The sequence below is a fragment of the Polaromonas sp. genome (assembly GCF_018780625.1).
GTDB lineage: Bacteria > Pseudomonadota > Gammaproteobacteria > Burkholderiales > Burkholderiaceae_C > Polaromonas.
The window spans coordinates 30,584-56,467 of record NZ_JADMJK010000028.1; the positions used below are offsets into that span (position 1 = coordinate 30,584).

Below are 25,884 nucleotides of genomic sequence, written 5' to 3' on the forward strand. Positions count from 1 at the left end.
GATCAAAATGCCACCGCCTGGCCATCCTTGCGCGGGTCGGAGCCTGCGATGTAGGCATCGCCGCGCTTGAGCACCAGCTGCGCGCCGCCAAAGGCGAACACGCCATTGCCGCGCTCGACGGTGACGTCATGCCCGCGCGCAACGAGTTCACTGACCACGCCGGCATCAAAGCCCGGCTCGACCGCCACCTTCAGGCCGCCGGTCACGCGCCAGCGCGGTGCATCGGCCGCCGCCTGCGGATTCTGTCCGTAGTGCAGCACCCGCAAGGCCATTTGCAGATGGCCTTGTGACTGCATCGGCCCGCCCATGACGCCAAAAGCCATTTGCGGCGTGCCATCGGCATGCATGGCAAACGCCGGAATGATGGTGTGTGAAGGACGCTTGGAGGGCCCAACCTGGTTGGCATGCCCCTGCTCCAGCGAAAAGCCAAAGCCCCGGTTCTGCATGCTGATGCCGGTGCCGGGCACCACGATGCCCGAGCCAAAGCCCATGTAGTTGGACTGGATGAAGGAGACCATCATCCCGGAGGCATCGGCCGCCGCAATGTAGACCGTGCCGCCCTGCTTGGGCGCGCCGTGGCCGGGGTCGCCGGCCCGGTTGCGGTCAATCAGTTGGGCGCGCTCGGCCAGGTAGGCCGGGTCCAGCAGTGCGGCGGGCGTGACCTGCATCGCATCGATGTCGGCGTTGTACCTGTGCAGGTCGGCCAGCGCGAACTTCATCGCCTCGATCTGCAGGTGCACGGTGTCGACGTGGTCGAGCGGCTGGTTGCCGATGCCCAGGGCCTCCAGCATGCCCAGCGCCATCAGCGTGGCAATGCCCTGCCCGTTGGGCGGCAACTCGTGCACCACGGAGCCGGCGAAGGGCTGCGACAGTGTGCCGCACCAGTCGGCGCTGTGGGCTGCCAGGTCGTCCTCGGTCATCACGCCGCCATTTTCCCGGGCATGCGCAGCCATGCGACTGGCCAGCGCGCCGCGGTAAAACGCCTCGCCATGGCTGTCGGCAATGGCTTCGAGCGTGCTCGCATGGGCTTCACTGCGAAACAGCTCGCCTGCAAACGGCGCGCGGCCGCCAGGCAAAAAGCATTCGGCAAAGCCGGGCTGGTCGCCCAGGCGCACGCCGCCCATGGCCCACAAATGGGCAATGATGGGCGACACCGGAAAGCCGTTGCGCGCGTAGCCAATGGCGGGCACGGCCAGGTCGGCAAACGGCAGGCGGCCGAAGCGGCGGGACAGCGCGCTCCAGGCGGACACCGCGCCGGGCACGGTGATGGCGTCCCAGCCCTTGTCGGGCATCACGCTGTGGCCGGCAAAGCGGTCGGCCGACCAGGCTGCCGGGGAGCGGCCGGAAGCGTTCAGGCCGTGCAGTTCCTTGCCGTCCCAGACAATCGCAAAGCCATCGCTGCCCAGGCCGCAGCCGGTTGGCTCGACGACTGTCAGCGCCATCGCCGTGGCAATGGCGGCGTCCACCGCGTTGCCGCCGGCCAGCAGCATGCGCAGGCCGGCCTGTGCGGCCAGTGGCTGCGAGGTGCTGACCACGTTGCGCCCCATCACGGCAGAGCGGGCCGACGGATAGGGGTTTGTGAAATCGAGGGGGGATGAAGTGGGCATGGGTGCGCCTTTTATTGAATGGTGATCTTGCGGTCGCGAATAATGCGCGCCCAGCGCTGGCTGTCGGCAGACACCATCGCAGCGAACTGTGCGGGCGAGCCCGTGGGCGCGGCTTCAACGCCCAGCTTGGCCAGGCTTTCCACCACGTCAGGGGCGTGGGCTGCTTTCTCGAACGCGTCATGCACGCGCGCCACCAGGTCCGCGTTCATGCCGCGCGGCGCATAAAGCCCAAACCAGGTCACGGACGAGAAACCGGGCAGACCGGCCTCGGCAACGGTCGGCAACTCGGGCGCCAGGGCCGAACGTTTTTCACCCGTGACAGCCAGCGCCCGGAGGCGGCCGCTCTTGACATGCGGCATGCCGGACGGAATCGCATCGATCAACACATGCACCGCGCCTGAAATGACGTCAGGAATGGCCAGTGCCGTGCCTTTGTAAGGCACATGGGTCATGAAAATTCCGGCCTGGGCCTTGAAGGCTTCGGTCGTCAGGTGCACGATAGTGCCGTTGCCGCTGCTGGCGTAGTTAAGCTGGCCGGGATGTTTTTTGGCATGGGTGATCAGTTCGGCCACCGTTTTGACGGGCAGCGACTGCGTCACCAGCACCACGCTCGCGGCGTCGGCCAGGTGCGCAACCGGCGTGAAGTCCTTCAGGGGATCGTAGGGCAGCTTGGGCATCAGGTGCGGCGAAATGGCATGGGTACTGCTGGTGGTCAGCAGCAGGGTGTAGCCATCGGGCGCCGCCTTGGCCGCCTCAGCCGAACCAATGGTGCCGCCCGCGCCGGCCTTGTTGTCAACGATGATCTGCTGACCAATGTCCCGGGACACGCGCTGGGCAATCACCCGTGCCACGAGGTCGGTGGCGCCGCCAGACGGAAAAGGAACGACAAGGCGCACAGGCCGCTCGGGCCAGGCTTGGGCCTGGCTGGCTGCAGATGCGGCGATGAGCGCGGCAGCGCCCAGCATGCGGAGGCCGTTAGGTAGAAAACGCATGTAAATTTCCCTTGGTTGGTGAGGCACGCGATGCCCGCAGTGTCGCCCGAGAATTCAGGTCTGGACGCATCATAGAAAGACTTGCGCCTTATCACAATAAGAGAATACGCAATATTTCTTTGCCAAAACGGCAAACCTGAAAATTCAGTATTCCCTGGAGGCCGGATTGCTGATCGGGCAGCGGTGCGGCGTCATGGCGCCAAGCCTGCATTCGGCGCAGGCTCGCCCGACAGATGTTGCTTTAAATAGCCGAGAAAGGACTGCACCGCTTGCGGCAGGCTGCGGCCGGCCAGCGTTTGCACCTCGATGTAGCGCAAGCCCATGCCGCGATCGCGGATAGGAATCGCCACCAGCACACCAGCCGCCACCAGGTGCCGCACCGACACCTCGCCGGAGATGGAGATGCCGCCGCCATGCACGACGAAGTTGTGCAGCGTGGTCATGTTGTTGCTGGTCAGCACGGCCTCCATCAGCAATTGCTGGCGGCTGCACTCCACGTCGATCATCTGGCGCACCGTGGTGTCCGGCGCGGGCAGCGCCACCGGATACGCGCTCATGCTGGCCAGCGTGACCGACCGGGACCTGGCCAGCGGATGGTCGTGGCGCATCAGTGCCAGCACGGGCGCCGGTTGGCGGTACTCAACCTTGATCTCCTTGTCGGGGGCGCGGCTGAACTTCAGTCCGATGTCCACATCACCGTCGCGCACACGCGCCGCCACCTGGGCGGGTGGCTCGACGTTGAGCTCAAACACGATGCCTTCGTTCTGCACCCTGAAGGCGACAATCAGCGGCGGCAGGAACTCGTTGGCAAAACCCTCCGAGGCGGCAATGCGCACCTTGCCCGAGCGCAGGCCCTGCAGGGCCATGATTTCCTTCACCGCCCTTTCGGCATCCAGGCTGGCCCGGCGCGCGTGCGTGGCCAGTATCTCGCCAGCCGCGTTCAGCACCATGCCGCGCGGATGCCGCTCAAAGAGCGGCGTGCCCAGCGCCTGCTCAAGCCCGGTAATCTGGCGACTGATGGCCGAAGCCGCCACATGAAGCCGTTCCGACGCCTCCGTCAGGGAGCCGCAGCGGGCCACCTCGAAGAAATAGCGCAGCGCCGTTTCCTGCAGGTGGCGCGCCCGAATGTCCGCCCCGGAAAGGCTCATGGTTGTCCTTGATCGTTATGGATTCGGCAACTATAAGCACAGCGCCGCAGGTGATCTGCCGGGCGATCTGAAAACTGCCGTGATCCAGGGAATATTTAGCCAATTCCAGGCCGCTCGCCGGGAATCTTTTTGCTATTAAAAAAGCAGCTTACACCCCTTGCAGGACGGGGGCTATGGCTACTATTCACTCAAGATTTAGTTCCTGGATCTTGCGTGTGATGGTGTTGCGCCCAATGCCCAGTTTCTGGGCGGCCTCGATGCGGCGGCCGCGCGTGTTGAGCAGCGCGGTCTGGATCAGCCTGGACTCGAAGCGGCGGGTCAACACGTCCCACACGTCCGTGCGACCCGTGGCCAGCAGGGCCTGGGCCTCGGCCTCCAGCCCGCTTTCCCAGTTTGGCGCGCTGTGGTCAAGCCCGTCCAGGGGCAGATAAGCGGCGCCGGCCATAGCGGCGTCCGCCTGGGGCGCATCGCTTGCGCTTTCCTGCGGAGCAGTCCACTCGGGCTTGACGGCCTCCGTTTTGTCGGCTGGCGCCACGGCTTTGGCCACGCCGGGCATGGCGCTCAGCACCTCGGGCGGCAGGTCTTTGGGCTCGATCACCTGCGAAGGCGCCATCACGGTCAGCCAGTGGCAGATGTTTTCGAGCTGGCGCACATTGCCCGGAAAGCTGAAATTACTGAGCTGCTGCAAGGCTGCGTCGGAGATGCGCTTTGAATCAACGCCCAGCTGCTTGGCGCTTTGCTGCAAGAAATGCCGCGTCAGCATGAACACGTCTTCTCGCCGCTCGCGCAAGGCAGGCAGGCGCAGGCGAATCACGTTGAGGCGGTGGTACAGGTCTTCACGAAAGCCGCCTTCCTTGACGCGCTGCTCCAGATCCTGGTGTGTGGCGGCAATCACGCGCACGTTGGTCTTGACGGCGCTATGGCCGCCCACCCGGTAGAAATGACCGTCGCTGAGCACCCGCAGCAAACGCGTTTGCAGGTCAAACGGCATGTCGCCGATTTCATCGAGAAACAGCGTACCGCCATCGGCCTGCTCAAAGCGGCCGCGCCGCATGGTCTGGGCGCCGGTGAAGGCGCCGCGCTCATGGCCAAACAGCTCGCTCTCCAGCAGGTCTTTTGGAATGGCGGCGGTATTGATGGCGACAAAAGGCCCGTTGGCGCGCGGCGAATGCTTGTGCAGCGCGCGCGCCACCAGCTCCTTGCCCGAACCTGATTCGCCGGTGATCATCACGGTCACCATGCTTTGGCTCAAGCGGCCAATAGCCCGAAACACGTCCTGCATGGCCGGAGCCTGGCCCAGCATTTCCGGCGCGGCTGCCATGCGCTCCTCGGCCACTTCCTCGCGCTGGCTTTCCTCGACGGCGCGGCGGATCAACTCGATCGCCTTGGGCAGGTCAAACGGCTTGGGCAGGTACTCGAACGCGCCGCCCTGAAAGGCCGACACCGCACTGTCCAGATCGGAGAACGCGGTCATGATGATGACCGGCAGGCCGGGCAGCTTGAGATGGACTTTTTCGAGCAGTTCCAGGCCAGAGCCGCCCGGCATGCGGATGTCGCTGACCAGGATTTGCGGCCCCTCGTCCTCGCCCGCGTCTTCCAGCGCGGCCAGCACCTCGCGGGGGTTGGTGAAACTGCGCGTGGGCAGGCCTTCCCGCAGCAGTGCCTTTTCCAGAACAAACCGGATGGACTGGTCATCATCAACAATCCAGATCGGTTTCATGCTTGTCATCCCTTGGGTCTATCCGTTATTTTCAAAATGAAAAACAACAGACCTCAAGCTTAAGGCAGTGGTATCAGCAGCTTGAAATCTGTTCGGCCTGGCCTGCTCTCGCACTCAATCAAACCGTGGTGTTGCTGAACAAAGGTTTGCGCCAATGTCAGCCCCAGCCCCGACCCGCCTTCACGCCCTGATACCAGGGGATAGAAAATCCGGTCTTTGATGGAGTCCGGCACGCCCGGTCCATTGTCAACCACATGCAATTCCAGTGCCAGGCGATAGCGCTGCTTGCCAAAAGTTACTTGCCGGGCAATCCGTGTCTTGAAGGTGATCTGCGCATCCCCGGCGGCCATGCGCTCCGCCAGCGCCTGCGCCGCGTTGTGGGTGATGTTCAGCACCGCCTGGATCAGTTGCTCACGGTCGCCGCGAAAATCGGGAATCGAGGTGTCGTAGTCCCGCGTCAGCTGCAGACCCTTGGGAAACTCGGCCAGTACCAGCAAGCGCACCCGCTCGCACACTTCATGGATGTTCACATCCCCTACGAGGTGCGGACGGCGGTGCGGTGCCAGCAGACGGTCCACCAGGGTTTGCAGTCGATCAGCCTCGTGGATGATGACCTGGGTGTACTCGCTCAGGTCCTTGTCGATTTCCATCTGCAGCAACTGCGCCGCGCCGCGAATGCCGCCCAGGGGGTTTTTGATCTCGTGCGCCAGGTTTCGGATCAGCTCCTTGTTGGCCTGAGCCTGATCCATCAGGCGCTCCTCGCGCTCTTGTTTGGCCTGCTGCTCCAGCGGCAGCAATTCCACAATCGCTTCGCCGGGCTGATCGGTCTGCGCCACCACCACATGGACGGGCAGGGGTTCATGGTTGACCCGCCTGAGCCACGCGTCATAGCGCAGGGCGGCAAACTCGTTGCTGCACGCACCTTCGAGCGCATTTTGAAGAATCTGGGGTTCCGTGAAGCACTCGGGCAGTTGCGAGCCTTCAATGGTGCGCCGGGAAATGCCTAGCGCGTCTTCCAGCGCCGCGTTGGCAAACACAACGGTGCCGTCGGTTCGCACCACCGCCACCAACGTGGCCAGCAGGTCAAACGATTGAAACCGGGGCGGCCCGGAGGTCGCAAGGGGGATGTCTGAAACGGCAGAAAAATAAGGCTTGATCAAGTCGTCTATTTTGGCTCAGAAGCGGCCGCCGCACAGCCCAGCCAGCGCCTAATTTGAAGCCGGCAAACGAGAAATCTCGCGCTTGAGGCCAGTAATATCGCTTTGGGTGCGCGCAATGCCTTCCTTGAGTTCGGCCACGCGGTCCAGGTAACGCTGGTAATTTCGCCCTTCGATGCCCTGCTTTTCGGGCTCGCCATTGTTGTATTCCTTGAGTTGCTCGGCCAGCCTGGCCTCGGACTTTTTCAGCTCTGCCTCAAGAATGAGGCGCGAGTCGCTGTCGCGGGCACGCTGCTCTGGGTTGCCGTCGTTGCGTGGCCTGGCCACGGCCGAGGCTGGCGCTGCGCGGACAACAGAGGCTCTGGGAACCGGCGTGGGCTGCACCACCGTAACATTGCCCCCTGACACCTGCTTGCAGTTGCGGATCTGGGCGTCCTTGACGTTGTTGATGTATTCCGGCGTCCCGCCGCTGGCGTCGACGCAGCGATAAATCTGCTGCGCCCAGACAGTGCTTCCCGCGCTTGCCAGCAGCAAGGAAAAAGCGGGCAACAGTAGGGTGTGTTTCATAGGGAACTCCGGGTGCCCGCAAGCAAATGATGGGCGCACAAGCGCAAATGCCGCCCAGCATGCGGCTAAGCGGCAAGTGTACAAAGCCGGCAAGGAAATAATGCCGTATAACCATAAAAAAAGGACGGCATTGGCCGTCCTTTTTAACCCTGAGCTGCAGAAAACCCGCCGATGGCGGGAAAACGCAGCGCCCTGATTTACAGGGAGTAGTACATCTCGAACTCGATAGGGTGCGTGGCTTGGCGCAGACGCGTCACTTCGCCCATCTTCAGTTCAATGTAGGCGTCCAGCATGCTGTCGGTGAACACGCCACCCTTGGTCAGGAAGCCGCGGCCCACGTCCAGCGCGTCCAGCGCCTGGTCCAGGCTGTGGCACACGGTCGGGACCAGCGCGTCTTCCTCGGGCGGCAGATGGTACAGGTCCTTGGTGGCAGCTTCGCCCGGGTGGATCTTGTTTTCCACGCCATCGAGACCGGCCATCATCAGGGCTGCAAAGCCGAGGTAAGGGTTCATCAGTGGATCGGGGAAACGCGCTTCAATGCGGCGACCCTTGGGGTTGGCCACGTAGGGAATGCGGATCGAAGCCGAGCGGTTCTTGGCCGAATAAGCCAGCTTGACCGGTGCTTCGTAACCAGGAACCAGGCGCTTGTAGCTGTTGGTGCCGGGGTTGGTGATGGCGTTCAGGGCACGGGCGTGCTTGATGATGCCGCCGACGTAGTACAGCGCGAAATCGGACAGGCCCGCATAGCCGTCGCCGGCAAACAGGTTTTTGCCATCTTTCCAGATCGACTGGTGCACGTGCATGCCGGAGCCGTTGTCGCCAACGATGGGCTTGGGCATGAAAGTGGCGGTCTTGCCGTAGGCGTTGGCCACGTTGTGCACCACGTATTTCATCAGCTGCGTCCAGTCGGCGCGCTCTACCAGCGTGCTGAACCTGGTGCCGATCTCGTTCTGGCCGGGACCCGCAACTTCATGGTGGAACACTTCGACCGGAATGCCCAGCGATTCGAGAATCAGGGACATTTCAGCGCGCATGTCCTGCGTGCTGTCAACCGGCGGCACGGGGAAGTAGCCGCCCTTGACGGTGGGACGGTGGCCACGGTTGCCGCCTTCGAGCTTGGCGCCCGAATTCCAGGGCGCTTCGTATTCTTCGATCTTGAAGAAGGTGCCCGACATGTCGGTGTTCCAGCGCACATCGTCAAAAATGAAGAATTCTGGCTCTGGTCCGAAGTAGGCGGTATCGCCCAGACCGGACGCTTTGAGGTAGGCCTCAGCGCGCTTGGCAATGGAGCGCGGATCGCGGTCATAGGCCTTGCCGTCGCTGGGCTCGACCACGTCGCAACTCAGCAACAGGGTCGTTTCTTCAAAGAAAGGATCGATGTTGGCGGTGTTGGGGTCAGGCATGAGTTGCATGTCGGAGGCTTCAATGCCTTTCCAGCCTGCAATCGATGAGCCGTCGAACGCATGGCCCGAAGTGAACTTGTCCTCGTCAAAATGGGACACAGGCACGGTGACGTGCTGCTCTTTACCCCGGGTGTCGGTGAAGCGGAAGTCAACAAACTTGACTTCGTTTTCCTTGACCATTTTCATGACGTCTGCGACGGTCTTTGCCATCAGAATCTCCTGTTGCTGGATAGGTGGTTAAAAAATTGTCTTAGTGCACTGCCAATGCACTTTTTATGCCAAAGCCGGGCTTGCCCGATTTTTAGCTCAACGCTGGATTGTGCCGCTATTGTCGCGTGAGCTGAAGCTACTTCGGGCATTTGCCGAATACCCAAGTCAAAAAACACTCGGACCATGCACCAAAAAAATGCACTTAAATATTGCACCGTTATGGTGCAATATTTAACGCACCAATTCAGGGCCCAAATTCAGATCAAATTCGCGCAGGCCCGCCAGCAAGGCCGCATAAGCCGGCTCTACCGCCTCCGGCGCGCCCTTCACGCCCAATTCAATATGGCGACCGTGTTCGGGGTGGTCAACACTTGGCAGGCTAAACACCTTGACACCTTTGAATGCATCTTCAATATCGATCATCAGCGGTGTCAGCATAGCCTCCATGGACCCCAGAACGATCACCGATTTTTCGGCGTAGGCTGACTTTTGGTGCAAATGGGCATATCGGGTGTCCAGCAGCCATTCCAGCATGGGCCAGGCCATGACCGGAAAACCCGGCATGAAATGCAGCGCGCCCTCGCCCGCATGGCAGCTAAAGCCCGGAATCTTGTTGTAGGGGTTCGGAATGATCCGGGCGCCCACCGGAAACACACCCATGTTCAGGCGGTGAATGTTGTCGTGCCGGTCAGGCTCGTAGGCCACGCCCTGCTCCCGGGCTGTGTCCTGCATGCGCTCCCGGATCAGCGCCTCGGCCTCGGGATGCAGCGCCAGCGGCACGCCCCACGCCTCTGCCGCGCATTGCCTGGTGTGGTCGTCGGGTGTGGCGCCGATGCCGCCGGTGGAAAAAACCACATCGCCGGTTTGACGCGCGGCGGCAAAGGCTTGCGCCAGCGTGGCGGTGATGCGGGCCGGATCGTCCCCCACATAGTGGGCGTAGCTGAGCTGCAAGCCGCGCGCACCCAGCAATTCAATGGCTTTGGGCAGGTGCTTGTCGGCGCGTTTGCCCGAAAGAATTTCGTCGCCGACGATGATGAGTCCAAAATGTGTAGTCATGCGGGGAGTTCTTGAAGTCTAGGGTTTTAAAGTCTGGCATCGGGCTGCCCACCCGATGATGGCACGCCCGGTGCCTGAATCGGCAGCGCTTCAGGCACCGGCTTCATGGCCATCACGTCAACGGCATTTGATGCCATCGGGGCGGATGGGGAAACGCTATTTGTCTTGCGCAACTGCTCCAGCGCCCCCAGCGTGTAATGCGCAAACCAGAGCGACGAAAAAGCAAACACCAGGGTATAGAGCCAGATGGCGACCGGCACCAAGATAGGGGCCATGGCGACAAACATGGCGCCCGATGCCCAGATCAGGCTGGGCACGGTGCCAAGGTAGCCACTGAGCACACCGATACCCAGCAGCGTCAGGCGATTTTCCTTGAAGATCTGACGCCGCTCTTCGATGCTTGCGTGGTCCGCCAGGGCGTCATAGGACATGACACGGTAGGTGAGCCAGCCCCAGATCAGGGGCGGCAAAACCAGAATCAGCGGCGGCACCAGCCACAGCGGAATCGACACCAGCAGCGCCATGATGGCCAGCAGCGTCGAGCCCAGCGACCAAAGAATGCTGGCCAGCAGGGAGCCGCCTTTTTTGCGTTCCAGCCGGGGAAACCGCCGTTCCGCCACCATGGCCACCATGGCCGGCGTCATGAACATCGCCACAAACAGCAGCGTGGTGATCACGATCACCGGAATGGCCAGGAACAGCAGCAGTGCAGGCGCCAGCACCAGGCGCAGACTGCCCAGGCCCAGCCCGTCCAGCCAGCGGCCCATGGCGTTGACAAGCTCAAAGCTCTCCAGGCTCTCGCGCATCAACGACAGCGCGCTTTCCCAGTAAAAATACCCGAGACCCAGCGAGAGCACCCCCATGATGACCACGGGCAGCACAGACAGGGCGATCACGCGGGGATGCAGGCAGTACATCACGGCGCGCCAGAAGGAATCGAGAAGCTTGCTCATGACGGGAAGGATAACCCGATTGAACAGCGGACGAGCCCGACGCAGAGGCTCAGTCCCGGCCGGCCAGGCGCTTGAGGCCCAGCCACTGCTGGGACCAGAAACCGCGCCCATAGTCCCGCTGCTGCTCGATCTGGTCGCGCACGCCGGTGGCGTCGTAGCGCTGCTCGAAGTTGGCCGTGCCAAACAGCATGTCCCACCAGGGCAGCAGCACACCAAAGTTGTAGCCGCCCAGGGTGCTCGGGCCGTGGCTTTCGTGGCCCAGGCCAACGCTGTGGTGCAGCCGGTGAAAGCGCGGACTGACCCAGAGCCGCTCACCCACCCGGCCAAACCACAGGCGCAAGTTGGCATGCTGAAAACTTTCGCTGAGCTGGCTGATCGCCACCAGCGCAATGAACTGCCCTGAGCCCACGCCAATCAGGATCGCCACCACCACAAAAATCAAGCTGCGCAGCACGTCGTCCAGCAGGTGATTGCGGTTGTCGGTCCACATCGTCATCTGCCGCTGCGAATGGTGCAGCGAATGCAGCGCCCAGCCCCAGTTGAGATGATGCTGCGCACGGTGGTACCAGTAATCCACGAAATCAAACACCACCAGGTACAGCACAAAGCTCAGCAGCGCGCCATCGGTCACGCCGGGCCAGAGCTGGTCCAGGTGAAACGTGGGCAGCCCCTGCGCCCGCAACTCGCCAATGCCCGACTCCAGCCAGTTCTCGAACGTGAAGAACATGACCAGCTTGAACAGTCCCAGGCGGTGAATCAGGGTGTAGAGCACATCCACCCGGATGGCGCGCCGGTCGGTCGTGGACTCCACGGGCCAAAGCCGTTGCAGCGGCCCGATAACCAGCAACAGGACGCCAATCTGCAGCAGCCCCATCACCAGCCAGCCCGTGCCGGTGTAAGCCACTTCGAGCAGGTTGCCGGCCCCGAGCTCAAACGCCAGCGGCTGCACCGCGGTCTCAAACAGCCACTGCTGCGCCACGGAAAACTGGTCCTGCATCCATTCAATCACGGCGACGTCTCTTTCGGTGTTTATTGGCCGCGCGCGGCAATCCAGCCCTTGTAAGCCGGGTGGGCGCGCAGGGTTTCAAAGCAAAAGCCCCTGCCTTTCAGGCCCACGATCAGCGGCTCCAGCACGGCCGGCGCCCACGCATCCTTGCGCGACCAGATGCCCAGGTGGGCCAGCAGGATGTCGCCCTCGCGGATGTCTTTCAGCGCCTTGTTCAGCAAGGCTGCGTTGCTGAAGGTTTCGCTCGGCAACTCGTCGCCCAGAAAGCCCGCCGGCGACCAGCCCGCGTGAGCCCAGCCGCAGGCCCTGGCAGTAGCCAGCAGCCTGGGTGACGTTTTGCCGCCCGGCGCGCGGTACAGCGGCAGCGGCTTTTTGCCGGTGATGTCCTGCAGGCGCTGGGCGGCAAGGTCAATGTTGGCGCAGTAATTGGCCGCGTTCCAGGTCAGGTCGCGGCCCTCGTCGCTGCCGGCCGAGGGGCGGATGCGAAACGTGGGCTCGGCGCCCGGCAAATCGCCGCGCCAGTACGCGTGGTCATAGGTGTGCGACGCAAACTCGTGGCCTTCGGCGGCGCGTGCCTTCCACCAGGGGCCCCAGTGCTGGCCCAAGCTGCCATCCCCCACCCGGGTCCGCTCGTTGGCGGCAAAAAACGTCACCCTGACGTCCTGGCGCTTGAGCACGTCCGCAATCAGCGGGGCAACGTCCATGTGGCCCGTGTCGAACGTCAGGTAGAGCGGCCTGGCGCAGCTATTCTTTAAGCTATTTTGAGCCGTGGCCCATGTAGCACAGGCGAGAGAAGCTATTAAAAAAATAGCACACCGAGTTTTACTGGCGCGCCGCATGGTTCAGCGTCCAGACGCCGTGCGGCGATTTACCCACTTTGACTTGCCGCACGATCTTGCCGCTGGCAACGTCGATCACGGTGAGCTTCCTGGCCCAGCGGGAGGCCACCATGATGGTCTTGCCGTCGGCCGACACGTCCATGCAGTCCGGGCCCGAGGGCGCCAAAAAGGACGTCACGACGCTGAAGGCCTGGTAGTCGATCTTGCTGATGGTGTTGGCCACGCGGTTGCTCACATACACGTGGCGGCGATCACCAGCAGCGCGAAACGCATGCGCGCCCAGGCCGGTCGGGATTTTTTTCACCAAACGCGCAGGCTTGACCGAAACGTCATACACCTCCACGCCGTCGCCCCCCGTAAGGCCGACCAGCAAGGTCTTGTCGTCGGGTGTGCCAAACACGTCGGCCGGCATCGTGCCGGTTTTGACGCGCCACTGCAGCGTTTGCGTGGCCAGGTCAACAGCCACCAGCTCGTCGCTGTCTTGCATGGTGGCGTAAATGGTGGTGCTTTTGCTGTCAATCCAGAGATGGCTGGGCGTTTTGCCGGTGGAAATGCGCTTGGCCAGCGTCATTTCCTTGCCGTCCCAGCGGTAGATGTCGATGTGGTTGAGCCGGTTGGCCACCGTGACGAACCACTTCATGTCGGGCGAAAACCGCAGCTGGTACGGGTCCAGAATGCCGCGCACCGTGCGCTGCACCTCGGCCGTGCGCGGGTCGATGAAGGTCAGGGAGTCTCCCAGCGCATTGGCCACGATGACCGACTTCTCGTCGGGCGTCATGTAGAGGTGGTGCGGCTCCTTGCCCGTGGGAATGCGCCGGGTCTCGGTCCAGTCCACGGGATTGATCACGCTCACGCTGTCTTCCAGCGAATTGAGCACAAACACGGGATAGGCTGCGGCGGCCAATGCCGGGGAGGCCGGGACAGACTGCTGCGCCAGGGCCGGAGCAGCTTTCACAGCCAGCAGGCTGGCAACAACACACAGCCTGACGGCTAGAAAACGGGCAGAAACATTCACAAGAAGCAGTCTTTCAAATATCAACAACTGAGTTTAACGGACCGCTTGAGCGCTCATATCGATAAATAACGCCCTATGACCCAAGTGGTTTACAGCGCTTAGGATGCAAGCATGAAATTTCTGGAAATAAACGGCGTCGGGCTGGAGTTGCGGCGTATTACCGGCGCCAGCCACAAGCGCCCCCTGGTTTTTTTGCATGAGGGACTCGGTTCGATCAGCTTGTGGGCCCAGCGCGGCCAGGACTGGCCGCAAGCGGTGTGCACGGCAACGGGCCGGGCGGGGCTGGTCTATTCAAGGCGCGGCTACGGGCAGTCTGAAGCCGTGCATGACGTGCGGCGCACGGGCCGGCTGCAGCCCGACTACATGCACCGCGAAGCCTGGGACGTGCTGCCCGCCTTGCTCCAGCAACTGCGCATTGACGAGCCGGTGCTGCTGGGCCACTCCGACGGCGCCACGATTGCCCTGCTCCATGCCAGCCGGTTTGCTGTCTCAGCCTGCATCGCCATGGCGCCCCATGTGCTGGTGGAAGACATTGCCCTTGCGTCGATTGCCCAGGCGCGCCTGGCGTTTGAAAGCGGACCACTGCGCGAGCGCCTGGCCCGCCACCACCACGATGTGGACGGCGCTTTCTGGCAATGGAACGATGTCTGGCTGTCGCCTGGCTTTCGCAGCTTTGACATCCGGCCGGAGTGCCAGCACATCCGTGCGCCCCTGCTGCTGATTCAGGGGCTGGACGACGCCTACGGCACCCTGCGTCAACTCGATGAAATTGCCCGGGCCGTGCCGCATGCGCAGCAAGTCAGGCTGGCCCGCTGCGGCCACTCGCCCTACCGAGACCAGCCCGAGGCAAGCTTGCAGGCGATCACTGAATTCCTGGAAAACTGCGCATGACTGCTATATTTTTTACAGCAATTGACTGTTGCAAATAAAGGGCAACAGACACTTCTGAGCCCGCAATCGAATCATGGCTTGGCGGCAATGAGGGCCAGGTCCTGCGCCGTCAGCCAGCGCCACTCCCCGGGCTTGAGGTCGGACGGCAACTGCAGCGCGCCAATGCGTGCGCGGTGCAAGCCCTCCACCCGGTTGCCCACGGCGGCAATCATCCGCTTGACCTGGTGGTACTTGCCTTCGGTCAGGGTCAGGCTCAGTTGCAACTCGCCCGTCTTTTCGCAGGCCGCCGCCCTGACCGGCTTGGGGTCATCATCCAGCACCACGCCCGCCAGCAGTTTTTGGATCTGCTGGTCATCCACTTCATGTTTGGCCACCACGTCATAGACCTTGGGTACATGGTGTTTGGGTGAACTCATGCGGTGAATGAACTTGCCGTCGTCCGACAGCAGCAGCAAGCCCGTCGTGTCCTGGTCCAGCCGCCCGACCGCCTGCACGCCGGCCGCCGCGCCGCCACCGCGCTGGCGAATCGGCGCGGGCAGCAGCGTGTAAATGCTGGGATAGGTGCTGGGCTTTTGCGAGCACTCGTACCCGGCGGGCTTGTGCAGCATCAGGTAGGCCTTTTCGTGGAACTCCCACGCTACGCCCTGCACGGCAAAGTGCAGGTCCTGCACTTCAAATTCCATAGCAGGGTCCACACACGGAACGCCGGCTACAGCCACAAAACCCTGTTGAATCAGCCCTGCGCAAACGCGCCTTGTGCCGAACCCCTGGGAGTAAAGAATATTGTCCAGATGCATGCTTACCATCCGCCTATTGTCGCCCACGACCCTTTGGGCTGCAGACCAGAGAGCCGCGCTACAAATCAACAAGAAAAACCCACATTACGTGAAAAATTACCATTGATTTACAAATTGATCCCGGTATATTGGAAACAAATTGTGTCTTTGGGAGTGCACTTTTGAACGATCTTGTTGTGTGGATATTTCCGCTTGCCGCTGCGGTCGCTGGCGCGGCTGCAGGCGCACTGCTCTACGAGTGGTGGATGAGCAAGTCAGCCCGCAAGCGTCGGGCGATTCCCCAGCAATGGCCGCTCAGCGCACGCGCACTGGCCAACCCGGAAGAGCGTAAGGTCTGGCGCTGGCTGACGCGGAGTTTTTCCGACCACCACGTCATGATCAAGGTCCCGTTAACGAGTTTCACGTTGCCAAGCGCCAAAGAGCAAAGCCTGCACTGGTACGAGGTGCTCAGTGGCGTGTACTGCACCCTCACCGTCTGCAGGTCCGACGGCCAGGTGATTGGCTGTGTCGATGTACTGGGTGACCGCGGCCTGCCTAGCAGCCACCGGCATCTCAAGCAAAGCCTGCTGTCACAGTGCGGCATTGCCTACTGCGTGCTCGCGCCTGAAGGACTTCCCAGCACCCATAAAATTCGCGCGGAGTTCCTCGGCGACTCAGTTGCCAAAGCAAGAGGATCGGAGCACGAAGACTATGACACCGAGGTCCACCCAGCCCATGCAAACCCGGGTAGCACCCCGAAATCCGGGCAGCGTAGCCGCAGCAGGATGCCGCTGGAAAGCTGCCGAGGCGGGCTGCACTAAAGGCTCGGCCTTGGCGACCCGGTCAACTCAGCAGGGGTTGGCCCGCAAAATGCCCCGGCAGACCGGCGTTTGGCGGACTTGAGGCAACTCGGGCGGCGCCACGCGGGCGCCAAGACCATCAAGCCCGGTCCCAGGACGCATGGCGCTGTTTTTTTTGAATCCACTCCCGCCTGACGCTGCGTATAGCTTGCAAGACGACAGCAGCCAAGCACGCAACGCACGGGCTGCAGGCGTCTTGCCCCCGCCGGCTTGCCAAGCCGCCGCCTTCAAATCCAGGAGTAAAAAATGATCTCACGCACCGCCGCCGTCCCAGCTTCCGCACTGCTCTTATCCCTGCTCGCCGCTTGCGGCAGCATGGCGCCCATGATGCCCACGTATTCACAAGCCATGCTGCCCGCCGCCGTCCAGGTGCCCGCCGGCCACAAGGTCGCGATGGAAACCGTGGGCGTGGGCGAAATCACTTACCAGTGCAGCGCCAAAAAAGACATGGCCGGCCAGTTCGAATGGGTCTTTGCAGGGCCCGAAGCCACGCTCAATGACCGCAGCGGCAAACAGGTGGGCAAGTACTACGGCCCGCCCGCCACCTGGGAAAGCATGGATGGCTCCAGGCTGACCGCCACCCAGGTGGCGGTGGCTCCCAACGGCATGGGCAACATTCCGTCACAGCTGGTCAAGGGCAACCCTGCCATGGGCAGCGGCGCCATGCGCGGCGTCACCTACATCCAGCGCGTCGACACCCGGGGTGGCGTAGCCCCCGTCACGCCGTGCGCTGCAGGCAACATGGGCGCCAGGCAAACGGTGAAGTACCAGGCCGACTACATTTTTTACAAGGCTATGTAACGCCACGCGGCCGGCGCCAACGGACACCCGCCAAGCCTGACGCCTTAGAACGTGCCCCATGATTTTCGGAACATGCGCCGCTGACGTTCCGGGTGAGAAACCCGCGATGGCGTAAAAGTCGCACCGGTCTTCAGGCCCGCAGAACCCGCAACAGGCGGAGTCTGCTGGCCTTTTTATGCATCGCACCCAAGCCGCCCGTCACCGGCTTTGCGCTGGCAAGAACTGCGTCTGGCGTCCTACAGCCGCGCTTGCGGTGTGAGGTTGTAATAAAAATGCAACAACAACTTCAGGAACTGCATGAAAACTACACACAACACCCTTTGGGCCTACGGCAAAAGCGCAGCCGTCACGCTGGCCGTGGTCACCGGCACGGTCGGCCTGATGGCAGCCTGCTCCAGCATCAAACCACCGCCCAAGGAATACTCGCAGGTCACGCTCGATGCGCAAATCCAGGTGCCTGCAGGCAACGTCGTGGCGCTTGAAACCACCGCCACCGGCATCCTCACCTACGAATGCAAAGCCACCACAGCCACCACCACCGGCTGGGTGCTGGTGACGCCGCAGGCCGACTTGCTTGACCGCACCGGCAAGCTGGTCGTGAAATATTCTGGCCCACCCGCCACCTGGAGCCACGTTGACGGCTCCCGCGTGGTCGGCACCCAGATTGCCCTTGCGCCGCGTGTAGGCGAAACCAACATCGCCAACCAATTGTCCAAGGGCACCCCCGATGCCGCGCCAGGCATTTTGCAAAACGTGACCTACATCCAGCGCATCAAGACCAAGGGCGGCCAGGACCTGAGCAAGGCCTGCAACCAGGTCGACATGGGCGACAAGCTGACCCGACCTTACCAGGCTGACTACATTTTCTGGAAAGCGGCTTAAGCGCCCGCCAGGCAGCAGCGCGAGCCGCGACCTCTGACGCACGCGTGGCTGCAAGGCGGCCATGACAAAAGGCCCGCAAACCAACCAGGTTTGCGGGCCTTTTTTATGGACCGGCGAGCGGGCTTTTTTACGCGGGAAAGCGCTGTTCCCACGCCTCCACCTCCGGCAGGCCCAGGCAGTCGTTGTACTCCTGGCTGCTCAGCATGCGGGGACGCACGGCCTCGGTGTTGCCGTCCAGCCGCAGGTGCTGCAGGGCGTCGCGCATGGCAAAACCCAATGCATTGCGCAACAGGGCCGGGTAGATGGCGATGGCGATGCCGTGGGTGTGCAACTGGTCGCTGCGCAGGCCGGCCAGCGGGCCGCCCGCATCGATATTGACCATGCACGGGATGGCCAAGGCGTCAGCCACCCGGCGAATGTCTTCCAGAATTCCGGCGTGGCCCTTGAGTTCGACAAACACCGCACCGGCGCCTACCCGCTCAAAGGCCTGGGCCCGGCGTATGGCCTCCCCCACGCCACACGACGCGGCGCTGTCGGTGCGGGCGATGACCAGAAAATCGGCGTCGTCCCGCGCCGCCACCGCTGCCCCTATTTTTGCAACAGCGGCCTCGAAAGGCAGCACCTCGCGCGCGCCGGGCAACTGGGCGCATCGTTTGGGCGACAGCTGGTCTTCAATATGAATGGCGGCAACGCCCGCGGCCTCAAACGCCTGCACCGTACGCCTGACGGCCACCACGCCGCCATAGCCGGTGTCGGCATCGCAGATCAGGGGAATGTCCACGCATGCGGCCACATTCCCGGCATGGCTGGACATCAGCGACAAGTCCACCAGCCCCACATCAGGGCGGCCCAGAAGGCACGCTGAAACGCCGTTTCCGGTCATGTAGGCGGCCTCAAACCCGGCAAGCGCCACCATGCGCGCGCCGTAGCCGTCATAGATACCAGGGGCTATCAGCGTCGGGGCCGTGCGCCCGGCATGGGCCAAACGCTGGCGCAACGCCTGGCGCAAGCGGCTGGTGCGCCCTGCGCCCGTGGACACGCTCCGTGTATTTTCGTGCGCGCTCATGCAGGCAACTCCCAGTTGGGGTACTTGGCCAAAAAGGGGATCAGACCGCCTTCACGCAGGATGGCGCGTATGGCGGCAGGCATGGCGGGGAGCGGGCGCTTGGCGGCACCTGCCACCGTGAGCACCTGGCCGCTCAAGTCGAGCACCAGGGCGTCGCCCTCGCTGATTCCGCTGGTGTCGCACTCCAGCACCGGCAAACCGTTGTTGATGGCATTGCGGAAAAACTGGCGGCCGAAAGACGGCGCCACAATGGCCGCCACCCCCATGCGGCGCAGGATGTGCACGGCCTGCTCGCGCGATGAATTGATGCCGAAGTGCTTGCCCGCCACAATCACGCCGCCCGGCGTAAAGCGCGCGGCAAAACCAGGGCAAACCGCCTCGAAAGCCTGGGCCGCAATGTAAGCCTCGTCTTTTCCGGGTAAATACTTGCCCGAGCAGTTCAGGTCGGTATTGACATCGTCGCCCAGCACAAAGGCACAGCCCCGGATGGCGTCGCTTGAATAATCAGACATGCGTTGCCTCCCATTGCCCGCCCGCCACGGTGCGCGGGTCGGTGATGTAGCCGGTCAGCGCGGAGGCCGCCACCGTAGCGGCCGAACCCAGCCATATTTCTGCGTCATGGTTGCCCAGACGCCCCTTGAAGTTGCGGTTGGCGCTTGAAACCACGACCTCGCGGTCGCCCGGAATCAGGTGGTTGGTGATGCCCACGCAGGTGCCGCAGCCGGCCGCCTCAAACGAGGCGCCCGCTTCGGTCAGCGCTTCAATCAAACCCTCGCGCGCGGCAGCCAGGTAGATCTGGCGCGAAGCCGGTGTAATGATCATGCGCACGCCCCTGGCCAGCCGCCGGCCCTTCAAAATGGCGGAGGCCTGGCGAATGTCGTCGAGCCGGCCGTTGGTGCAAGTGCCTATCAGGGCAAAGTTGATCTTTTTCCCAATCACTTCGGATGCCGCGACGATGTCGTCCACCGCGTCCTTGCGCGCAACCTGCGGCGCCAGCGCCGAGGCGTCAATTTCAATGCGTTGCGCGTACACCGCATCGGCGTCGGCGCTGACTGGCTGCGGCGCTTTGGCGCCATGCGCTGCCAGCCAGGCAAAGGTTTTCTCGTCAGCCTCCAGCAGCGCGGCCTTGGCGCCCAGCTCGGCGGCGTGGTTGGCCAGCGTCATGCGGTCATCAATTTCCATGGCGCTGACGGCGGCGCCCACATATTCAATCGCGCGGTAGTTCAAGCCCTCCGCGCCGAAGCGGCCCAGCATGTAAAGCGTGATGTCCTTGGCCCACACCCCGGGCTGCAGGCGGCCGTTAAGCTGGACCCGAACCGACTCGGGCACCCGCAGCCAGACCTTGCCGGTCGACATCACGGCCGTCACGTCCGTGCCTTCAATGCCGGTGCCAAATGCGTTGAATGCCCCGTAAGTCGTTGAATGCGTGTCGGTGCCCACAATCAGGTCGCCGCAGGTCAGGTGGCCGCCTTCCGGCAGCACCTGGTGGCAAATGCCGTCGCCAATGTCATACAGCACGCTGCCCTGCTCGTCGGCAAAACGCCGCATGGCGGTGTGGGTTTGCGCCGCTTCCAGCGTGGGCGGCGGCGAGTAGTGGTCTAGCACCCAGGCGGTTTTGCGGGCAAAAGGCAAGCGCTGCGCGCCCATTTTGTCGACCATGCGCAGGGTGTTGGGCGCACGGGCATCGTGCACCATGGCAAAGTCCACCTTGGCAATGACGATGTCCCCTGCCCTGACCTGCGCCAGCCCGGCGCGGCGGGCCAGGATTTTTTCTGCAATGGTTGAACTCATAGTGTGTGTAGGTTGATGTCGTCCGCCTGAAATTCGGGCTTGATTTGGCTTATTCGACCTTGATCCCCGATTTGCGCACCACTGCGCCCCACTTGTCACTTTCCTTGCGCATGAAACCCATCGTCTCCTCGGGTGTCGAGGGTGCGGGATCCAGGCCCAGCTTGCGCAGTTGCGCCACGATGGCCGGGTCATTCAAGGTGGCCACGATGGCGGCATTGAGCCGCTGCACAGCCTCTGGCGGCGTGCGCTGCGGCGCTGTGAACGCATACCAGTTGATCGCCTCAAAACCGGGGTAACCCGACTCCGCAATGGTGGGTATTTGAGGCAGCGCCTCCAGCCGCTTGCTGCCCGTGGTGGCGATGGGCCGCAGCTTGCCCGACTGAATGAACTGCAGCGCATCGGTGGGGCTGGAAAAGATGGACGACAGCACGCCGCCCAGCAGGTCGTTCATGGCCGGTGCGCCGCCACGGTAGGCCACATGCTGGTTGTTCAGGCCTGCGGCTGACTTCAACAATTCACCCGCCAGATGCCCGCTCCCGCCTATGCCTGACGAGCCGAAAGACAGTTTTGACTCCGGCAACCTGGCTTGACTGACATAGTCTTCCAGCGTGCGGATGCTGCTTGAGGCGTTGACCACCAGCACATTGCTGAATACCACCGCCATCGACAAACCCGCCATGTCGGTCAAGGGGTTGTAGCTGAGTTTGTTGAGGTGCTGGTTGACCGACAGCGAACCAATCGTGCCCAGCATGATGGTGTAGCCGTCGGGCGGCGACTTGACCAGGAAATCCGAAGCAATATTGCCGCCCGCGCCGGGTTTGTTGTCAATCACCACGCTTTGTTTAAGCGCAGCCGCCAGACGCGGCGCCATGATGCGCGCCACCGTGTCGGAACTGCCGCCGGGTGCAAAACCCACCAGCAGCTTGACAGGACGGTTGGGAAAGGGGTCGGTGTCTGCGGCGAATACGGATGACGATGCGGACATCGTCACGACTGAAAATGCGGTGCAGAGCGCCACCGCGATGCGGCCTGGAATCTTCATGTCTTTGTCTCCTGGTTTTTTTTACGGACCGCCTGGATGCGCGGGTTTGAATGTGATTTAGCAACATGCGTGCCATGCAACGCAGCGGGGCAAGGCCGTGAATTGAGCAATGATTTCAAAGGATTTTTTGCCGGAAGCCAGCATGCCGGCCTCTGCGTCGTTTCATATTTGAAATAAATTTATTTCATAATTGAAACATCACCGCCATTTTGAAACGCCTTTGCCATGCCCAAGATTGCCACCTCCGCGTTCCAGCCTGCCCAGAGCAACCCCATGATTTGGGCCATCAGCGGCCACCGGCTGGTGGATACCTTCCGCGCCGTAGGCTCTGACTTTGCGTCGCGTGCCCGCATCCAGGTCGCGCACCTTGCCTTTGACGAGGCCGTGGCCCACCTGCGCGAACAGCTTGCGCAGCAGGCCTGCGACGTGGTGGTGGCGTCGGGCTCCAACGGCGCCTACCTGCGCAGCCACCTGGCGGTTCCGGTCGTCATGGTCAAGGTCGGTGGCTATGACCTGATGACGGCGCTTTGCAATGCCCGGGCGCTGTCCAGCCGGATTGCGGTGGTGCTGCACCGGGCCGTGTCGCCCGAGCTGCGCCGCTTTGCAGATCGCTTTGGCATTGCGCTGGAATTCCGATCTTATGAAACCGCCGATGACGCGTTCTACCGCATTCAGGAGCTTGCGGGCCTGGGCATTGAGGTGGTGGTGGGCGCCGGCATGGTGGCCAGCCTGGCGCAGCAGGCCGGGTTGGCGGGCGTGTTTCTTTATTCCACCGACTCGGTTCGGGACGCCATGGAAGACGCCATCGCCATCGCGGTGGCGCAACGCGACCAGAAATCGCGGCATACGCAGCTCGACTCCGTGGTGCGCCACCTGAGCGACGGCGTAGTGGCCATCGACATGGCCGGACGCATCACCACCCTCAACCCGGCGGCCGCGCGCATGGTGGGGCGGCCGATTGACGGCGCGCTGGGCGCACCGCTGCAGCGAATATTTGCCGGCCTGGAGCCAGGCACCGTGCTGACGCAAGGCTCGACAGAACTGGGCCGGGTCGACGAGTTGATGGGCCGCTCGCTGGTGGTGGATTGCGTGCCGCTGCATGACGCAGGCCAGCAAACCGGGGCCGTTTTTACGCTGCACGCACCGGGCCCCATGGAAAACGCCGTCAGCCGGCTGCGCGCCCACAGCCACAGGCGGTCACGCTCGGCGCGCTACACGCTTGACCAGCTCGTGGCGGTATCGCCGCAAATGCAGGAACTCGTCAGGCGCTGCGACGTGCTGGCGAAAAACAGCGACGCGACAGTGCTGATCCAGGGCGAAAGCGGCTCCGGCAAGGAGGTGGTCGCCCAAGGCATTCACGAGGCCAGCAGAAGGAGGCAGCAGCCGTTTGTCGCCACCAATTGCGGCGCTTTTCCGCAAAATCTGCTGGAGACCGAGCTTTTTGGCTACGAAGAAGGCTCGTTTACGGGCGCAAGAAGGCACGGCAAGGCCGGTCTTTTTGAAACGGCCAACAGCGGCACGCTGTTCCTGGACGAAATCGGCGAAATGCCCCTGCTGCTGCAAACCCGTCTGCTGCGCGTGCTGCAAGAAAAGGAAATCACCCGCGTCGGCGGGGTAGACACCATTCCCGTGGATGTCCGCATCGTGGCCGCCACCCACCGCGACCTGTCGGCCATGGTGAGGCTGGGCAGTTTTCGGGAAGACCTTTTCTACCGCATCCACATACTGCAGGTGGTGCTGCCGCCCCTGCGCGACAGGCCGCAAGACGTGCAAGCCCTGGCGGCCGGCCTGGTGCCCGCTGCCCTGGAACGCGCAGGCATGGGTCACCTGGCGCCGCAGGTACTGCGCACCGCCATGCCGGCGTTGCAAAAGCACAACTGGCCCGGCAATGTGCGCGAGCTTGAAAATGTGGCAGAACGCATCGCCATGGCCTGCCTGATGGCACAGGCTGCGCCGGCGCTGGAGGAAGTTGTCGCGCTGCTGGGCTATGGTGCCCTGCGTATTGCCGCGACGGCCAGCCCTGCGGCGGGTTCACTGACCGAACTGCGCCGCCAGGACGAAAACCAGCGAATTCAGGCCGCATTGCAAGCCGCCGGCGGCGACCGGGACGCCGCAGCAAGCGCGCTGGGCATCAGCCGCACCACGCTTTGGCGAAAGCTGCGGACTTGAGGCCGGACCCGCTGCGACACGGTCACCCTTCAATGGCTTGGTGGTGCGCCAAGGCAAAGCAAAAAACCTGCACAAGGCAGGTTTTTTGAGTGGCTCAGGCCTGTTTAGGATACGGTCAGTAATAACTTCCCTGCGTCATACCCGTGAAGGCGGGTATCCAGACTCGTTGGAGCTTTCAATCCGGGTTGCTGGATTCCCGCCTACGCGGGAATGACGGGAAGTTATTGTTTGCCAGATCCTTAGCGGCGGTCACCGTATCGGCCACCCCGGTCACCCCGGTCGTAATCCACCTGCGTCACCGGCCCGTAATAGCCCCCACCATAACCCTGCTGGGGCGCCTGCATGTACTGTTCGCCGCGGCCATGACGGCGCCCGTGACCACGACCCGGATGTCCGTAGTAAACCGGCTGCGGGGCGAAATAAACGGGGGCGGGCCTGACATACACAGGACGCGGCTGGTAGTAAACCGGTGCAGGTTGCACGTAAACCGGCGCGGGCTGGTAGTACACCGGCGCTGGTTGCGAGTAGATCGGCTGCGCATTGCCCAGATTCACGGACACACCCGGAGAGCCCACGCCCACCGACCAGTACACATCGTCTCTGGCCTGCGCAGCGCCCGCAAAGCCCATGGCAACCACGGCCAGTGCGGCGGTGGCACTGCCCAGCATGATCGAGCGGTTTGACTTGATAGCTGTCTTCATCTGTTTCTCCTAATCAGGGCGGGAAGTGCCCATGCAGGTATTAAACGCGGGAGCAGCGTTACCGCCTACCGTTTGCACAGTGAAGAGCGTAGCCAAACGTAAGCTGCAACGGCCTAGAATCACCGCATGACCTCCCCAGCCCCCTCCAAAGCCGCCACCGCAGCCCCTGTTGCCGCCGACAAAGAAACCCACAAGCCCAGCAACTTCCTGCGGCAGATCATTGAAAAAGACCTGCTTGAGGGCACCTACGCCAGCCGGCGCTGGGGCGGCAGCCCCGGCGACGCCGCCCACCACGCGGCCGGCCCGCTGGACGCCGCCAAGGTGCGCCTGCGCTTTCCGCCCGAGCCCAACGGCTACCTGCACATTGGCCACGCCAAAAGCATCTGCATCAATTTTGGCCTGGCGCGCGACTACGGCGGCGTGTGCCACCTGCGCTTTGACGACACCAACCCCGAAAAAGAAGACACCGAATACGTCGACAGCATCAAGGATGCCGTGCAGTGGCTGGGCTTCGGCTGGGAAAACGGCGCTGAAAGCAACCTCTACCAGGCCAGCGACTACTTTGATTTCATGTACCGCGCAGCCGAGCAGCTGATTGAAGCCGGCCATGCCTACGTGGACGAGCAAACCGTGGAGCAGATGCGCATCAATCGCGGCGACTTCGGCAAGCCCGGTGTCGACAGCCCCTTCCGCAGCCGCACCGCAGCCGAAAACCTCGCACGCTTTCACGAAATGCGCGATGGCAAACATGAAGACGGCTCCATGGTGCTGCGCGCCAAAATCGACATGGCCAGCCCCAACATCAACCTGCGCGACCCGGCCATCTACCGCATTCGCCGCGCCACCCACCACAACACCGGCGACAAATGGTGCATCTACCCGATGTACACCTTTGCCCACCCGATTGAGGACGCACTGGAGCAGATCACCCACAGCCTGTGCACGCTGGAGTTTGAAGACCAGCGCCCGTTTTACGACTGGCTGCTGGAGCGCCTCTCGGAAACGGTCACGCTTTCCGATGGACGTGTCATCGGCGGCCTGCTGAGCGCCCCGCCCCCCAGGCAGTACGAATTTGCCCGCCTCAACCTCACCTATGTGGTCACCAGCAAGCGCAAGCTCGCGCAGCTGGTGTACGACCACAAAGTCAGCGGCTGGGACGACCCGCGCATGCCCACCATCGTCGGCCTGCGCCGCCGCGGCTACACGCCCGAGGCGATTCAGCTGTTTGCCGA

General features: G+C 62.8%; 25 protein-coding genes. 7 read left to right on the plus strand and 18 right to left on the minus strand.

From position 1 onward, the window contains the following. Positions 1-2: 2 nt before the first annotated feature. From IV091_RS02155 to IV091_RS02165, 3 genes are all read right to left on the minus strand, one after another. The gene (locus tag IV091_RS02155) at positions 3-1,607 is read right to left on the minus strand and encodes a gamma-glutamyltransferase family protein (RefSeq protein ID WP_293464486.1); all 1,605 of its coding nucleotides are present in this window, start codon (positions 1,605-1,607) and stop codon (positions 3-5) included. A gap of 11 nt (positions 1,608-1,618) precedes the next feature. Next, positions 1,619-2,599, minus strand: a complete 981-nt coding sequence (locus tag IV091_RS02160) for a tripartite tricarboxylate transporter substrate binding protein (RefSeq protein WP_293464488.1) — start codon at positions 2,597-2,599, stop codon at positions 1,619-1,621. A gap of 191 nt (positions 2,600-2,790) precedes the next feature. Further along, positions 2,791-3,747 (minus strand): LysR family transcriptional regulator, encoded by a 957-nt coding sequence (locus IV091_RS02165; protein ID WP_293464490.1) that lies wholly within the window; start codon positions 3,745-3,747, stop codon positions 2,791-2,793. On the opposite strand from IV091_RS02165, the gene IV091_RS02170 reads away from it, so the two are divergent. Beyond that, positions 3,746-3,886 carry a hypothetical protein gene (locus IV091_RS02170; protein WP_293464492.1) on the plus strand — a complete coding sequence of 47 codons (141 nt, stop codon included), beginning with the start codon at positions 3,746-3,748 and terminating at the stop codon, positions 3,884-3,886. The two genes, IV091_RS02165 and IV091_RS02170, sit on opposite strands and share 2 nt — an antisense overlap. Positions 3,887-3,931: 45 nt before the next feature. Here IV091_RS02170 and ntrC read toward each other — a convergent pair whose 3' ends face one another. The 9 genes from ntrC to IV091_RS02215 form a co-directional block, all read right to left on the minus strand. After that, a complete protein-coding gene (gene ntrC, locus IV091_RS02175; protein ID WP_293464494.1) occupies positions 3,932-5,467 on the minus strand; it encodes a nitrogen regulation protein NR(I) in 1,536 nt (511 codons plus the stop codon). A 59-nt stretch (positions 5,468-5,526) separates the two neighbouring features. After that, complete coding sequence (gene glnL, locus IV091_RS02180; RefSeq protein ID WP_293464531.1) at positions 5,527-6,624, minus strand: nitrogen regulation protein NR(II); 1,098 nt, start codon at positions 6,622-6,624, stop codon at positions 5,527-5,529. Between the two features lie 51 nt (positions 6,625-6,675). Then, on the minus strand, positions 6,676-7,191 hold the full coding sequence (locus IV091_RS02185) for a hypothetical protein (protein ID WP_293464496.1): 516 nt from the start codon (positions 7,189-7,191) through the stop codon (positions 6,676-6,678). A 197-nt stretch (positions 7,192-7,388) separates the two neighbouring features. Then, positions 7,389-8,804 (minus strand): type I glutamate--ammonia ligase, encoded by a 1,416-nt coding sequence (glnA, locus tag IV091_RS02190; RefSeq protein ID WP_293464498.1) that lies wholly within the window; start codon positions 8,802-8,804, stop codon positions 7,389-7,391. A gap of 231 nt (positions 8,805-9,035) precedes the next feature. Beyond that, complete coding sequence (locus IV091_RS02195; protein ID WP_293464500.1) at positions 9,036-9,860, minus strand: molybdopterin-binding protein; 825 nt, start codon at positions 9,858-9,860, stop codon at positions 9,036-9,038. Between the two features lie 26 nt (positions 9,861-9,886). After that, positions 9,887-10,813: an EI24 domain-containing protein gene (locus IV091_RS02200; protein WP_293464502.1), complete on the minus strand. Its 927-nt coding sequence runs from the start codon at positions 10,811-10,813 to the stop codon at positions 9,887-9,889. A 49-nt stretch (positions 10,814-10,862) separates the two neighbouring features. Then, entirely contained in the window at positions 10,863-11,822 is a 960-nt protein-coding gene (locus tag IV091_RS02205) for a sterol desaturase family protein (RefSeq protein ID WP_293464504.1), read from the minus strand. A gap of 20 nt (positions 11,823-11,842) precedes the next feature. Next, on the minus strand, positions 11,843-12,658 hold the full coding sequence (locus IV091_RS02210; protein ID WP_293464506.1) for a polysaccharide deacetylase family protein: 816 nt from the start codon (positions 12,656-12,658) through the stop codon (positions 11,843-11,845). Then, entirely contained in the window at positions 12,642-13,613 is a 972-nt protein-coding gene (locus IV091_RS02215; RefSeq protein WP_366806973.1) for a beta-propeller fold lactonase family protein, read from the minus strand. The genes IV091_RS02210 and IV091_RS02215 overlap by 17 nt, the downstream gene beginning before the upstream one ends. A gap of 171 nt (positions 13,614-13,784) precedes the next feature. On the opposite strand from IV091_RS02215, the gene IV091_RS02220 reads away from it, so the two are divergent. Then, complete coding sequence (locus IV091_RS02220; protein WP_293464507.1) at positions 13,785-14,564, plus strand: alpha/beta hydrolase; 780 nt, start codon at positions 13,785-13,787, stop codon at positions 14,562-14,564. Between the two features lie 71 nt (positions 14,565-14,635). On the opposite strand, the gene IV091_RS02225 is transcribed toward IV091_RS02220, so the two are convergent. Continuing rightward, positions 14,636-15,361 (minus strand): 16S rRNA pseudouridine(516) synthase, encoded by a 726-nt coding sequence (locus IV091_RS02225; RefSeq protein WP_293464509.1) that lies wholly within the window; start codon positions 15,359-15,361, stop codon positions 14,636-14,638. Between the two features lie 161 nt (positions 15,362-15,522). Here IV091_RS02225 and IV091_RS02230 point away from each other — a divergent pair, with 161 nt between their 5' ends. From IV091_RS02230 to IV091_RS02240, 3 genes are all read left to right on the plus strand, one after another. Then, positions 15,523-16,161: a DUF2726 domain-containing protein gene (locus IV091_RS02230; protein ID WP_293464511.1), complete on the plus strand. Its 639-nt coding sequence runs from the start codon at positions 15,523-15,525 to the stop codon at positions 16,159-16,161. Positions 16,162-16,446: 285 nt separating this feature from the next. Then, positions 16,447-17,001, plus strand: a complete 555-nt coding sequence (locus IV091_RS02235; RefSeq protein WP_293464513.1) for a DUF3455 domain-containing protein — start codon at positions 16,447-16,449, stop codon at positions 16,999-17,001. A gap of 297 nt (positions 17,002-17,298) precedes the next feature. Beyond that, the gene (locus tag IV091_RS02240) at positions 17,299-17,883 is read left to right on the plus strand and encodes a DUF3455 domain-containing protein (RefSeq protein ID WP_293464515.1); all 585 of its coding nucleotides are present in this window, start codon (positions 17,299-17,301) and stop codon (positions 17,881-17,883) included. A gap of 127 nt (positions 17,884-18,010) precedes the next feature. On the opposite strand, the gene IV091_RS02245 is transcribed toward IV091_RS02240, so the two are convergent. From IV091_RS02245 to IV091_RS02260, 4 genes are read right to left on the minus strand one after another with little or no spacing between them, the layout of a single operon-like run. Next, a complete protein-coding gene (locus tag IV091_RS02245; RefSeq protein WP_293464517.1) occupies positions 18,011-18,949 on the minus strand; it encodes an isocitrate lyase/phosphoenolpyruvate mutase family protein in 939 nt (312 codons plus the stop codon). Beyond that, positions 18,946-19,461, minus strand: a complete 516-nt coding sequence (locus IV091_RS02250; protein ID WP_293464519.1) for a 3-isopropylmalate dehydratase — start codon at positions 19,459-19,461, stop codon at positions 18,946-18,948. Before IV091_RS02250 ends, IV091_RS02245 begins: the two co-directional genes overlap by 4 nt. Continuing rightward, positions 19,454-20,740, minus strand: coding sequence for an aconitase/3-isopropylmalate dehydratase large subunit family protein (locus IV091_RS02255; RefSeq protein WP_293464521.1), 1,287 nt, complete (start codon positions 20,738-20,740; stop codon positions 19,454-19,456). The genes IV091_RS02250 and IV091_RS02255 overlap by 8 nt, the downstream gene beginning before the upstream one ends. A gap of 49 nt (positions 20,741-20,789) precedes the next feature. Then, a complete protein-coding gene (locus tag IV091_RS02260; protein ID WP_293464523.1) occupies positions 20,790-21,782 on the minus strand; it encodes a tripartite tricarboxylate transporter substrate binding protein in 993 nt (330 codons plus the stop codon). Between the two features lie 225 nt (positions 21,783-22,007). Between IV091_RS02260 and prpR the strand changes: the two genes are divergently transcribed. Beyond that, positions 22,008-23,951 carry a propionate catabolism operon regulatory protein PrpR gene (gene prpR, locus IV091_RS02265; RefSeq protein ID WP_293464525.1) on the plus strand — a complete coding sequence of 648 codons (1,944 nt, stop codon included), beginning with the start codon at positions 22,008-22,010 and terminating at the stop codon, positions 23,949-23,951. Between the two features lie 239 nt (positions 23,952-24,190). Here the strand turns inward: prpR and IV091_RS02270 are convergent, their stop codons facing one another. Beyond that, on the minus strand, positions 24,191-24,652 hold the full coding sequence (locus tag IV091_RS02270; protein ID WP_293464527.1) for a hypothetical protein: 462 nt from the start codon (positions 24,650-24,652) through the stop codon (positions 24,191-24,193). Between the two features lie 126 nt (positions 24,653-24,778). On the opposite strand from IV091_RS02270, the gene glnS reads away from it, so the two are divergent. Continuing rightward, positions 24,779-25,884: glutamine--tRNA ligase (gene glnS / locus IV091_RS02275; protein WP_293464529.1), on the plus strand; the 1,106-nt coding region annotated here is incomplete at its 3' end.

Bases quoted from the DNA above. Each gene is read 5' to 3' on its own strand.
- IV091_RS02155 (WP_293464486.1), bottom strand. From the start codon at position 1,607: ATGCCCACTTCATCCCCCCTCGATTTCACAAACCCCTATCCGTCGGCC.
- IV091_RS02160 (WP_293464488.1), bottom strand. From the start codon at position 2,599: ATGCGTTTTCTACCTAACGGCCTCCGCATGCTGGGCGCTGCCGCGCTC.
- IV091_RS02170 (WP_293464492.1), top strand. From the start codon at position 3,746: ATGGTTGTCCTTGATCGTTATGGATTCGGCAACTATAAGCACAGCGCC.
- IV091_RS02165 (WP_293464490.1), bottom strand. From the start codon at position 3,747: ATGAGCCTTTCCGGGGCGGACATTCGGGCGCGCCACCTGCAGGAAACG.
- ntrC (WP_293464494.1), bottom strand. From the start codon at position 5,467: ATGAAACCGATCTGGATTGTTGATGATGACCAGTCCATCCGGTTTGTT.
- IV091_RS02185 (WP_293464496.1), bottom strand. From the start codon at position 7,191: ATGAAACACACCCTACTGTTGCCCGCTTTTTCCTTGCTGCTGGCAAGC.
- glnA (WP_293464498.1), bottom strand. From the start codon at position 8,804: ATGGCAAAGACCGTCGCAGACGTCATGAAAATGGTCAAGGAAAACGAA.
- IV091_RS02195 (WP_293464500.1), bottom strand. From the start codon at position 9,860: ATGACTACACATTTTGGACTCATCATCGTCGGCGACGAAATTCTTTCG.
- IV091_RS02200 (WP_293464502.1), bottom strand. From the start codon at position 10,813: ATGAGCAAGCTTCTCGATTCCTTCTGGCGCGCCGTGATGTACTGCCTG.
- IV091_RS02210 (WP_293464506.1), bottom strand. From the start codon at position 12,658: ATGCGGCGCGCCAGTAAAACTCGGTGTGCTATTTTTTTAATAGCTTCT.
- IV091_RS02220 (WP_293464507.1), top strand. From the start codon at position 13,785: ATGAAATTTCTGGAAATAAACGGCGTCGGGCTGGAGTTGCGGCGTATT.
- IV091_RS02225 (WP_293464509.1), bottom strand. From the start codon at position 15,361: ATGCATCTGGACAATATTCTTTACTCCCAGGGGTTCGGCACAAGGCGC.
- IV091_RS02235 (WP_293464513.1), top strand. From the start codon at position 16,447: ATGATCTCACGCACCGCCGCCGTCCCAGCTTCCGCACTGCTCTTATCC.
- IV091_RS02240 (WP_293464515.1), top strand. From the start codon at position 17,299: ATGAAAACTACACACAACACCCTTTGGGCCTACGGCAAAAGCGCAGCC.
- IV091_RS02245 (WP_293464517.1), bottom strand. From the start codon at position 18,949: ATGAGCGCGCACGAAAATACACGGAGCGTGTCCACGGGCGCAGGGCGC.
- IV091_RS02250 (WP_293464519.1), bottom strand. From the start codon at position 19,461: ATGTCTGATTATTCAAGCGACGCCATCCGGGGCTGTGCCTTTGTGCTG.
- IV091_RS02255 (WP_293464521.1), bottom strand. From the start codon at position 20,740: ATGAGTTCAACCATTGCAGAAAAAATCCTGGCCCGCCGCGCCGGGCTG.
- IV091_RS02260 (WP_293464523.1), bottom strand. From the start codon at position 21,782: ATGAAGATTCCAGGCCGCATCGCGGTGGCGCTCTGCACCGCATTTTCA.
- prpR (WP_293464525.1), top strand. From the start codon at position 22,008: ATGCCCAAGATTGCCACCTCCGCGTTCCAGCCTGCCCAGAGCAACCCC.
- IV091_RS02270 (WP_293464527.1), bottom strand. From the start codon at position 24,652: ATGAAGACAGCTATCAAGTCAAACCGCTCGATCATGCTGGGCAGTGCC.